At 62.8% G+C, this 10,892-nt stretch carries 9 protein-coding genes; 8 read left to right on the top strand and 1 reads right to left on the bottom strand.

The features are described from left to right. From ACWKY3_RS03095 to ACWKY3_RS03080, 4 genes are all read left to right on the top strand, one after another. Positions 1-307 (top strand): hypothetical protein (locus ACWKY3_RS03095; protein WP_449314954.1); only part of this gene is annotated, 307 nt, incomplete at its 5' end. Between the two features lie 42 nt (positions 308-349). Then, the gene (locus ACWKY3_RS03090; RefSeq protein WP_449314953.1) at positions 350-1,522 is read left to right on the top strand and encodes a PP2C family protein-serine/threonine phosphatase; all 1,173 of its coding nucleotides are present in this window, start codon (positions 350-352) and stop codon (positions 1,520-1,522) included. Between the two features lie 59 nt (positions 1,523-1,581). Continuing rightward, positions 1,582-3,372 (top strand): Sel1-like repeat-containing protein kinase family protein, encoded by a 1,791-nt coding sequence (locus ACWKY3_RS03085; protein WP_449314952.1) that lies wholly within the window; start codon positions 1,582-1,584, stop codon positions 3,370-3,372. A 95-nt stretch (positions 3,373-3,467) separates the two neighbouring features. Further along, positions 3,468-5,210 carry a Sel1-like repeat-containing protein kinase family protein gene (locus tag ACWKY3_RS03080; protein ID WP_449314951.1) on the top strand — a complete coding sequence of 581 codons (1,743 nt, stop codon included), beginning with the start codon at positions 3,468-3,470 and terminating at the stop codon, positions 5,208-5,210. Positions 5,211-5,243: 33 nt separating this feature from the next. On the opposite strand, the gene ACWKY3_RS03075 is transcribed toward ACWKY3_RS03080, so the two are convergent. Beyond that, a complete protein-coding gene (locus ACWKY3_RS03075) occupies positions 5,244-6,362 on the bottom strand; it encodes an FHA domain-containing protein (protein ID WP_449314950.1) in 1,119 nt (372 codons plus the stop codon). A 353-nt stretch (positions 6,363-6,715) separates the two neighbouring features. Between ACWKY3_RS03075 and ACWKY3_RS03070 the strand changes: the two genes are divergently transcribed. From ACWKY3_RS03070 to nrfD, 4 genes are all read left to right on the top strand, one after another. Further along, entirely contained in the window at positions 6,716-6,841 is a 126-nt protein-coding gene (locus ACWKY3_RS03070) for a hypothetical protein (protein WP_449314949.1), read from the top strand. 757 nt (positions 6,842-7,598) lie between these two features. Then, positions 7,599-10,061: a molybdopterin-dependent oxidoreductase gene (locus ACWKY3_RS03065; RefSeq protein ID WP_449314948.1), complete on the top strand. Its 2,463-nt coding sequence runs from the start codon at positions 7,599-7,601 to the stop codon at positions 10,059-10,061. A gap of 9 nt (positions 10,062-10,070) precedes the next feature. Further along, a complete protein-coding gene (locus tag ACWKY3_RS03060) occupies positions 10,071-10,688 on the top strand; it encodes a 4Fe-4S dicluster domain-containing protein (protein WP_449314947.1) in 618 nt (205 codons plus the stop codon). A 15-nt stretch (positions 10,689-10,703) separates the two neighbouring features. Then, the coding region (gene nrfD, locus ACWKY3_RS03055) for an NrfD/PsrC family molybdoenzyme membrane anchor subunit (RefSeq protein ID WP_449314955.1) at positions 10,704-10,892 on the top strand (189 nt) is incomplete at its 3' end.

Raw genomic sequence — 10,892 nt, 5'->3', positions numbered from 1 at the left:
ACGGGAATTCGGTTCCGTGCCTCCCCGACCCCCTCCCCCTCCCCCCGCCTCCCTGTCCGATGTGGGACTGGATATGGAGGGGAACGGCTGTGCGAGCCAGATCCACGGAAGGTTCGGATTCGATGAGAAGAGGGGGATGTGGACGTACACGTGCCTGGGGCAGCATGGAAGCGCGCTGCGCAAAGGCGAGGATGTCATCGACGTGTCGAAGGGCGAGACGCGCTACGTGGTGGACGGCGACCAGCTGCAGTTCGGTGTCGGCGGGTCGTTTTACGAGTTCGTCATCGAGGGCGATCATTCGGAATAGGAGGCGGCTGTGGGCATTTTCGGTAAGAGGAATCCGAGGTGCGTGGGTGGGTCCATGTTCGACGGCGCACCGGAAAACGCGCCATTCGAGGATGCGGGCAAGACGCCCGAGGCCGCATTCGAAGGGGTCGAGGAGTCCGAGTGCTCGATCGACGAGGTCAGGGCCTCCGGACCCGTTCCCGATGCGCTCGATGGAGCCGAAGCGTTCGGCCCTGCGGTTCGTGTGCCTGAAACGCCCGAGTTCTCTTCGGCTGCGCTCGTACTGGAGAAGGAGGGGCCGGCTGGGCCCGAAGGGCGTGCGCGGGTCGAGCGATCCGAAGTGTTTGACTCTGCGCCTGGCGTTTCTGGCACGTCCTTTGAAGGCTGCGAGCCGAAGGAGGCGGCGTTCGAGGAGTCTTCCGTCAAAGCGTTCGGGCCCGCGCTCGGCGAGCTTGAGGGCGACACTCCCGATCCTTGGCCCGAGGCTGTGGCGGCTGAGGTCGGAGCGTTCGAGTCGCAACCCACCGAGCAGGTTCCCCTTGTGCTGCGGTGGTCCGTCCGCTCGCAGCGGGGTCCTCGCGTGACAAACGACGATTACGCGATGGGAGCTTCGAGACATTTTGCCCTGTCGGACGGTATTGGCGGTGCGTCGCTGGGAGAGGCCATGTCGCGGGCGGCCTGCGTCGGGGCGTTCTCGGCTTTCGAGGCAGACCTGGGCTGCATCGAGGCTTTCCGCAGTGCGAACGAGGCCGTGATCAGGGTAAAGGAGATGACCGACTGCCCAGACTCCGGCGCCACGCTGCTGCTTGCCGAGCAACGTGGGACCAGCATGGATTTTGCCTGGGCAGGCGACAGCGTCGCGTATCTTCTGAGGAACGGGGAATTGGAGCTTTTGACCGAGGTGGGTCGCACGCGGGCCGGGTCGAATGAGCTTGACGGGGCGGTGGGATACTCGCCTGCCCTAAAGCCGAGGACGAAAACGGTCGGCATCGAGTTGGGCGACCGGTTCCTGCTATGCTCCGACGGGGTTTGGGAGGCGCTTGGACGCGATGAGCTGCGCGGCGTGCTCGCGGAATCCTTCAATGCCGTCATCGCGGCCGAGGAGCTTGTCGATAGGGCGGTGGAATGCGGCCACGACAACGCCACGGTTGTCGTCATCTACGTCGAATCGGGAGGGAGCGTGCTGCGCCGAGTCGCGCAAAGCGATTGCGACACCCCCGAGGTCGGCGGGTTTTAGCCGCCCGCTTTGAGTCGGGAAGCTGGTGTGGGGTTGGTCGACGATGGTGGAGGACGGCTATGGCGAGGTTCATCGACGAGACGGGCGGACAGTGGGCCGAGGGCAGGATCAGGGGCCTCGACTTCGCCGAGGGCGTGTACGGCAAGGTGTGCGCCGTCGAGCGGGACGGCTTGACGCTGGTGGCCAAGGGGTTCAAGCGGTTCGAGGGGGAGCGGGGCTTCTCCGGGGCCGAGATGCGTCGGGACAGGGAGTATGACCGGCTTGCGAGCTTGGATGGTCTGCGCGGGTACGCGCCGCGCGTGCGCTGCAAAGGCGTGCTCGAGGTGAACGGGGAGAGCCATCCGGCGTTTCTTATGACCTACGTTGAGGGAGTGAGCTTCGACAGGGCGCTTGACGCTTTGGCTGGGTCCGATGTCGCTTCCTTGTCGGCGAGCGAGACGTTGGAGCTTGCCGGGAAGTTGGTCGAGCCGTTCCTTGCAATGGAGCGCGCCGGTGTGGCGCACGGCGATCTGCATGCGAGCAACGTTCGGATCGCGGTCGAAGCGGTGGGCCGGCCTTCCGTTGCGAGGGTGGGGCTCATCGATTTCGGCAACGCTCGGCAATCGGATGCCGCAGGGCGCAGCCTGTACACTCCCACCCCAACTGTCAAGCGCAAGATGCCCGGCAGCTTCTGGTTTGAGTCTCCCGAGTCGTTTAGCTGCGATGCGTGCCCGCACAACGAGGGCGCTCGCTCCAAGCCCAGCTCGAACATGTGGGCTTTCGGAGCACTGCTGTACTACGCCTACTACCGCCATCTTCCGCACGACGGGGCCGCGCGCGCCTACAGCAGCGTATGGGGTTCCGAAACGGTGTCGGAAAAGGGTCGTGCGAGCGCCTTGAGAGCGTTTATCGAGGCGAAGACCGTGCCTCTCGAGCTTCCGATGAGTCCTGGCGACAACGAGGACAGCTTTCGGATGCTTTCCGACCTTATCCGCAACACGATGGTGGACGACCCCTCGCGGCGTTGGACGGCGCAGCTGTGCAAGAGGCGGGTGGAGGAGTTTTCCGAGAAAAGGGTGGCCGAGAGTTGCGATTCGCCCAGACCCCACCAGCTTTTTTCGACAGAGGGCGGGCGGCGCGGCGCGGGCGGGCAGGTCGCGGTTTCCAAGGGAGCGCTGCCGGATGACCCTGGGTCGGAATCGGGGCGACAGGCGGGCGACGGGAAGGCGTCCAAAGCGGGCTCCCTCGTTCGTGCAGGGTTCGTTTGGGCCTTCGCTCATCTTGGCATCTCCCGATGCCAGGCCGCTTTGGGAAGCCGATATAGGCGGGGAGACGGATTTGCGCAGAACGGCGCCAAAGCCGTTGCATGGTGCAGCAAGGCTGCCGAACGGGGGAACGCGGCAGCTCAGAGCGAACTGGGCTTTTTATACGAGAGAGGGATCGGCGTGGCGTGCGACTACGCAAAGGCTGCCGAACTGTACGCCCAAGCCGCCGAGCGGGGCTGCGTCGAGGCTTTGCGCAACCTGGGTCGTTTGCACTACAGGGGCCTTGGCGTCGTGCGAAGCGACCGGTTGGCCGCCGAGCTGTGGAGCGACGCCGCCGAGCGGGGCGACGCTGCGGCCCAGTGCTGCCTTGGCTATCTGTACGACAAGGGCCGAGGTGTTGCGAGGGATCGTGTCAAAGCGGTCGAATGGTACGCCAAGGCAGCCGATCAGGGACACGCTGCAGCCCAGTGCAACCTGGCGCATCTGCTCTATAACGGCTTGGGTGCGGAGCGCGACGTTGCCGAGGCGACTCGGCTGTGGCGCCGGGCCGCCGCGCATGGTCACGAGGACGCGCTTGCGGCGCTGGCCAAGTACGGCCTGGCATAGCCGAAAGGACGCTGCGACAACGTTGCGCAAGGCCCTGGGCGCGGCATGCTAGCATGGCCTCGCACGAGGATGTACATGGAGGACGGAGGACGATCATGGCGCGGTTCATCGACGAGGACGGCAACGAATGGGCCGAGGGCAGGATCAGGGGCCTCGACTTCGCCGAGGGCGTGTACGGCAAGGTGTGCGCCGTCGAGAGGGACGACTTGACGCTGGTGGGCAAAGGATTCAAGCAGTTCGAGGGGGAGCGGGGCTCCTTCGGGGCCGAGATGCGTCGGGACAGGGAGTATGATCGGATCTCTCGCATGGACGGCTTGGAGGGGTATGCTCCGCGAGCTTACGGAAAGGGCACGCTGGAGGTTAACGGAGAGCGCATCCCTGCGCTTCTTATGAGCTATGTTGAGGGAGTGGGTTTCAAAAGGGCTATAGACATTTTAGCTGGGTCGGAAAACGCGCTTTTGTCTGCCGCCGAGGTGCTGGGTCTTGCCAGGAAGCTGGTGGAGCCGTTCGCTGCGATGGAGCGTTCTGGGGTCGTGCATGGCGATCTGCACACCGAAAACGTTCGCATCGTTCTCTCCACCGAAGGAAAACCCGTCGTGAAAGGGGCGGGGCTCATCGATTTCGGCAATGCCCGACGGTTGGGTGCCAACGGGCGCAGCCTGTACACTCCTACTCCGGCCGAGCGGCGTCAAATGCCCGGCAGCTTCTGGTTCGAGTCGCCCGAGTCGTTCAGTTGTGCTGCGTGCCCGCACAACGAGGACGCTCGCTCCAAGCCCAGCTCGAACATGTGGGCCTTCGGGGCGCTGCTGTACTACGCTTACTATCGCAAGCTTCCCCACGATGGCGCTGCGCGCGCCTATAGCAGCGTGTGGGGCTCCTTGACGGCGACGGAGGGGGCGCGCGTGCGCGCCCTGCAAAACTTCATTGAAGTGAAGGCTGTGCCCTTGGGCCTTCCGATGAATCCTGGTGATGATGCCGAGGATTTTAGGATGCTTGCCGAGCTCATTCGCAACACGACGCTCGACAATCCTGCGAAAAGGTGGACAGCAAAGCGTTGCATGAGTGAGATTGAAGTTCATTTCGGCGGTGCCATCCCTTCCGCGGAGATGGCAGTCAGTCGGCTTCGTGCAATGGCTGACGAGGGAGAGCCTTTGGCGCAGTACCGTTTGGGCCTTCTGTACGATATAGGTCTGGGCGTGGGAAAAGATTACGCCGAAGCGGCCAATCTGTACGGACGGGCTGCGGGCCAAGGTATCATTGCGGCCCAATGTAACCTGGGCAACCTATACTGCGAAGGTCTTGGTGTCGAACAGGACTACGAGCGAGCTGCCGAGTTGTATGAGCAGGCTGCAGCTCGGGGAGATGCTGCGGCCCAATGTAACCTGGGCAACCTGTGCCGTGACGGCCTCGGCATTGATCGGAGCTACAAGCGAGCCGCTGAGCTGTACGGGCAGGCTGCGGAGCAGGGGCACGTGGAAGCCCAACACAACCTAGGTAACCTCTACTTTGGCGGCTTCGGCGTCGATCAGGACTGCAAGCGAGCCGCCGAGCTGTGGGGTCGGGCTGCGGAGCGAGGGTATATCCCGGCCCAATGTAATCTAGGCTATCTGTACCGTGATGCCCTCGGCGTTGAGCGGAGCTACGAGCGAGCCGCCGAGCTGTGGAGTCAGGCTGCGGAGCGAGGACATGCCGTATCTCAATGCAATTTGGGCGCTTTGTACTATCACGGCCGGGGCGTCGAGCGGGATATTGCCAAAGCAACCGATTTGTGGCACCGGGCTGCTGCGAGCGGCTACAAGGGTGCGGTTGCGATGTTGACCAAGTACGGCCTGGCGTGATGTTGGCGTCATGTACGACAGCAGCCCTGTCCGCTATTCCGCGGAAACCAGGAAGGCGATGCCCAATTCGGCGTCCGGGTAGAAGCCTCCCTTGTCTTTGTTGAACGAGGGGCCCAACGCGATGACGTCGCCTATTCGCACTTCGCTGCTCTCTCGGTCCCCATCTCCAATGAGGATGGGAGATACGCGGTCGTTCCGATAGAGCAAAACCAAGGTCCCGTATGTCGAATCGAGGTCTTGCACGGTCCAGCTTCCGTTTCCGTTGTAGGTGATGCGGACGTGGCGTCTGCTCACGCGCTCCAGCGTGCTGGGAAGGATGATGCCGTGCTCGCCGGCTGGGATCTCTCGGCCGATGAAGACGGGATCGCCCACCGGGAAGAGATATTGGTCGCGACGGAGCGTGTAGCCGGTGTACGATCCGTTGGAAAACGACACTTCTTGCAGCAAGAGGGATTTCGCGGCACCAGCGGGAGCGTGCGCGCCATTGTGGCGGTAGCGGGGAGTTTCCCCTGCTCTGAGCGCTTGGTCTGCCGGGTCGAAACAATCGACGTACTGTCCGGGTCCCAGCAGGGCAGAGAGCAGGAAGTACGCTATCGTCCGTTTTCGCTTGCCCTCCTCGTCGCTGTCGTCGGATGCCGCGAGGAACCTCCGGGCTTCTTCGCGAAACACCTCGATGCTCCTGCTGTTGCAACGAAGTCTCCGTTTGAAGGCTCTTCCCATTTCCTCGATAAGCTCTTCGTTGAACACCTCGTCGTAAAGAAGGGTCTGGTACCCATCGTCCGACACCACGTAGACTATGTTTCCGGCTAGCTGCGAGAACGCCTCGTCTTCCACGACCGTGCCCAGAGCTTTTGCCGCGGCTTTCTCGAAGCCGTTTTGGGAAAGATCGATGTCCCAGTTCTCCGCAAAGGCGGCCAGCTGTTCTTCGCGCGTTTTGTCGCGAACGTCTCTGTTCCTTGACGCGCTGGTCACGGTTTTGGGGAAGATCGCCTTCCAGTAGTGTGTGACCGTGCACTCTTTTCCTGTGGGCAGGATCCTCGGTCCGAGGACGGGTTTCCCTCCGATGTTTCGCTCCACGCGCCTGCCGGCTTTTTCGACCGCTTTGTTAACGATGATCGAAAGCGTTTCGGAGGTTTCGGGTACTGTGGGCATCGTGGATCCTTTCGCCGAGGGAGGCGTTCTTACAAGGGGCGTCGTTCAGGCGATTATACTCCCTTGCGCTCACTCCTTCGGCGCTTTCGGCTCACGCTCATCGCGCGAAGCTCTGCGAACGTGAGCTGGTCACAAATGATGCCCTGTGGCACGCCCGGGGTCGATTTCTCGCTCTCTGCGCCCCTTGCGCCCGACGAAATCCCAGGTCACGAAAATTACGCGACCCGCCGGCGTGCCGGATCGGCCGTCCGGAGTGCCACGGGGCGCAGTTTGTGACCAACTCGCGAGCGACCCCCACCGGCGGCGGTTCCGTGTGCTGGCAGCGCCCTCCATTTGAAAGGAGGTGACTGCCCATGGATCTGGCGACCGAACTCGTCAAGTTTGCTACGGCGATACTTGGCCTGCTCTCGGCTCTGCTTGCCTTTTTGGCCAAAGCACGGCGTGATGCCCGCAAGCGCAAGAAGAAAGGCCACCGGTAACTTGGTGACCTTCTTCGCTAGCTAACGGCGCTGCCCAGCTCGCAGCGCGGGCTGCCGTCGAGTCGCACTGTAACACAAGGATGCGCCGTGCACCACTTTGTGGCTGCCTCAAATCTCGACAGAGAGCACCCCCATCCCTACGCTATATCCTCAAAATAGTATAAATCATTCAAAAATTGTCGCACGACACCTCTTGATTGTCGTGCGACAAACGCGTATAACATCACTTGAAGAATTCGGCCGATTCTCAAGCAAGCAAGGGCAAGCGCGAATGCGCGGGAGCGAAAGACGAGGATTGCGAAACAGCCGAACAAACGCGCAGGAAAGCGGGCGGAGCGCCTCCGGGCAAGCGGGCGAGGCACGCGGCAGCGCGGAAGCCGAAGGCCCCATGCCGGGCGAAAAGAGAAAAGGCGCCGGTTAAGCCTCCAAGCAGACCGGCACCCTTCGCAAAGAATGCATTGAAAAGTGTAGCGTCGGCTCAGGGCCGCGCGGTTCGGCATGTGAGACAATCCAGACAATTTCAACATCGCGCACTGTGCGCATCGTGCGGCGAACATGCGACAAGAATCGCTCCGCACGTTGCGCAAACGCACCGAAGGCCGCGCGCGGCGCACGTCGTCCCGCGCAAGCTGCGGACCTCGGCTCCGGCACCGTCGCACGCAGCGCGTATCGCCTCGCGCGGCGGCGGTCCCCGGTTCCGGCACCGTCGGCGCGTTTCGCGAACTGCCCCTTCCAAACGAGAGTGTGAGGAGGAGGAATGGCGAGAGAAGTCGAACCGAAGCGCGTGAAGCGCAGCGCTCGGGAAGCCGATGCCGCAACCGCCGGCGAAACGACGTGCACGCGTCGCGGCTTCCTAAAAGGGGCCGGCGCCGCAGCGGCGGGCCTGGGTCTGGCCGGTGCGGCCGGCATGGCGTCCACGAGCGATTGGCTGGCCCCCGTGAAAGCAAACGCCGAGCCGGAGGAACATTACGGCTACACGTTCCATTACCGTCATTGCCAGTGCAACTGTCATCTGAAATGCACGGTGCGCGATGGCCGCATGGTGCTTGTGGAGCCGAACGACTGGCCCGACAAGCGCAACGAGACCATCTGCCTCAAGGGCATTTCGGAGATCCAGCACACCTACAGCGTCGAGCGCCTGCAGGTGCCGCTCAAGCGCGTGGGCGAGCGCGGTGCGGGCGAGTTCGTGGAGATCACCTGGGAAGAGGCGCTTGACACCATCGCCGACAAGGTGAAGGAGACGTGGGAGAAATATGGCGAGGGGGCGATAGCCATCCAGTCGGCCGTTGACTCGCTGACCACGTTCCTCCCCAGTTTGCTGCGGGCGCAGGACAAGCCGCATCGCGGCATTGACATCGGGCTGGGCAACGGGTTTTCTCCGGCTTTGGCCGAATCGGGCCAGCAGGGCGCCTCCTCCAACGAGGTGACGGACTGGAAAAACGCCAAGACCATCCTCAACGTCGGCTGCAACATGCTGGAGACGTGCATGGTGACGGCGCCGTACTTCTTCGAGGCCAAGGAGGCGGGGGCGGAGATCATCACGCTCGACCCCAACTTCTGCACCACGGCCGAGAAAAGCTCGCGTTGGATCCCCATGGTCGCCGGTACGGATCCGGCGCTCTACCTGGGGATGATCTCCATCATTTTGGAAAACGAGTGGTACAACGCGCCGTATTTGAAGGCGAACACCAGCATGCCCTTCCTCGTCAAGCGCTCCGACGGATCGCTGCTGCGCCGCAATCCTGTTGACGACATCAAGCAGGCGGGCAGCGAGAACCCCTTCATGGTGTGGGACGAGAGCGCGGGCGCGCCGGTCGCGTACGACGCGGAGGGCGTAAAGCCGGCGCTCGATCACGAGACCACCATCGACGGGGAGCGGTACGCCACCGTGTTCACGCTGCTCAAAGAGGGTCAGAGGCGCTACACCTCCTCGTGGGCGGCTCAGACCACCGGCATCGACGAGGATGTGCTGATCGAGATCACCGACAAGTACGCAAACCACGGCCCTTCCATCTTGTCGTTTGGCTTCGGCGGCGGAGAGAAGTTCTACAACGCCGACGTCGCCGGGCATGCGGCGGTTCTGCTCGCCACGCTGGTGGGGGCGTTCGGCACCGACGTTCCGGGTTGGGGAGCGGGCGCGTACGTGAACGCCTACCAGAAGATCTTCGGCGCGGGCAAACTTGCCAGCTGGCCGTTGCCCGCTGAGTGCAAGACGGCCTCCGCGCCCAAGGCGAGCGTCGATTATCGCGACGACGAGAGCAACATCCACTTCATGTGGGTGCAAAACGGCGCGTTCCAGCAGATCGCGGGCAACCAGAACCGCACGAACGAGTGGGCGAAGACGCTCGACTTCGTAGTGGTCCAGGACATTTGGCACACGCCCTCAGTGGACTGGGCCGACATCGTGCTGCCGGTGTGCTCGCACTTCGAGTGCGATGAGGAAGTGGGCTTTCTGCGCGCCCTGCGCGGCCATGTGCTGCTGCAGCAGAAGGTGCTCGATCCGCTGTTCCAGAGCAAGACGGACTTCTGGATTGACCGCGAAATGGCCAAACGCCTGGGCTACGGCGATAAGCTGCCGAAAACCCAGGAGGAGCTTGCGCGCTACCAGCTTGACAACGCCACGGACAAAGCCGTCAAGGGCATCACCCTTGACGAGGTCATTGCCGGCAACGGTGTGGCGGCGTTGAAAAACCAGCCCGACATAGCGCGCAGCTACGGCGGCCAAACCTACAAGACTACTTCGGGCAAAATCGACGTGTACTACGAGAACCTGATCGAGCACGGCCAGGCGCTGCCGAACTGGGAGGCGCCGAACGAGGCGTACGAGGGCAATCCTCTGCGTGACACGTATCCCCTGGTCATGACACAGCGGCGTTCCAAGTACTTCATCCATCAGAACTTCATGGACGCCACCTGGGTGCGGCAGCACTACAAGCCGACGCTCGAGATGAACCCTATCGATCTTGAGGCGCGCGGTTTGGAGTCCGGCGATGTGGTGGAGGCGTTCAACGACCGCGGCTCGTTCAGCTGCGAATGCGTGGCCACCGAAGCGGTCAAACCCGGCATGGCGGTTATCGTCGAGGGCATTTGGGACAAGTACATGGTCTCCGGGAACCTGCAGAACGTCACGAACGATGCGGTGAACCCTCGGGGCAAAGCGCTTGCCAAAGGAAGGGTCATACCCTTCAACGACACGCTTGTCGAAGTGAAGAAAGCGTAGGTGACAGACATGACCAGACTGGCGATAGCCATCGACCTCGGCCGCTGCACGGGGTGCAACACCTGCGCGATGGCGTGCAAGATGCAGAACAACGTGCCCATGGGCATGGCGTGGAACCGCGTGCTGAACGAGGGCTGCGACACCGAGATAGGCGTGCAGGGAACCTATCCCAACATCTCGCGCGTTCACATTCCCCTCGCCTGCCAGCACTGCGAGAACCCCGCGTGCCAGCGCGTGTGCCCCACGGGCGCCACGTACAAAGACGACAAAGGCCGCGTGGAGATAGACTACGATAAGTGCATCGGGTGCCGCATGTGCATGGCGGCCTGCCCCTACAATGCGCGCGTGTTCAACTGGAACGAGCCGGTGCGCGACCCTGATTTCAACTACGGCGACAAAGACGTGCCCGTGCGCCCCAAGGGCGTGGCCGAGAAGTGCACGCTGTGCAAGGAGCGCACCGACCGCGGGGACGAGCCCATGTGCGTGCGCTGCTGCCTGTCGAAGGCGCGTGTCTTCGGCGATCTGGACGACCCGGACTCCGAGGTGTCGCGCGTCGTCCGCGAGCGCAACGCCTACCAGCTGCATTCCGAGATGGGCACCGAGCCCCAGGTCCGCTACTTCAACTAAGGAGGAATCGCAATGATGCTTTCAAGATACAAGATCCCTGCGATCATCCTTGCGGTTGTCGCGGCATGCGGCGTGGGTTGCTGGATATTCCAGCTCATGTTCGGCCTGGGCGTCACGGGCATGAGCAACGCCACGTCGTGGGGCCTCTACATCACCATGTTCATGTTCTTCGTGGGGCTTTCGGCGGGCGGCCTCATCGTGGCT

The sequence above is a fragment of the Rubneribacter sp. genome, from assembly GCF_965361815.1.
The sequence above is the reverse complement of the archived record's forward strand: the minus strand, read 5'-3'. Positions and strand labels throughout refer to the sequence as shown.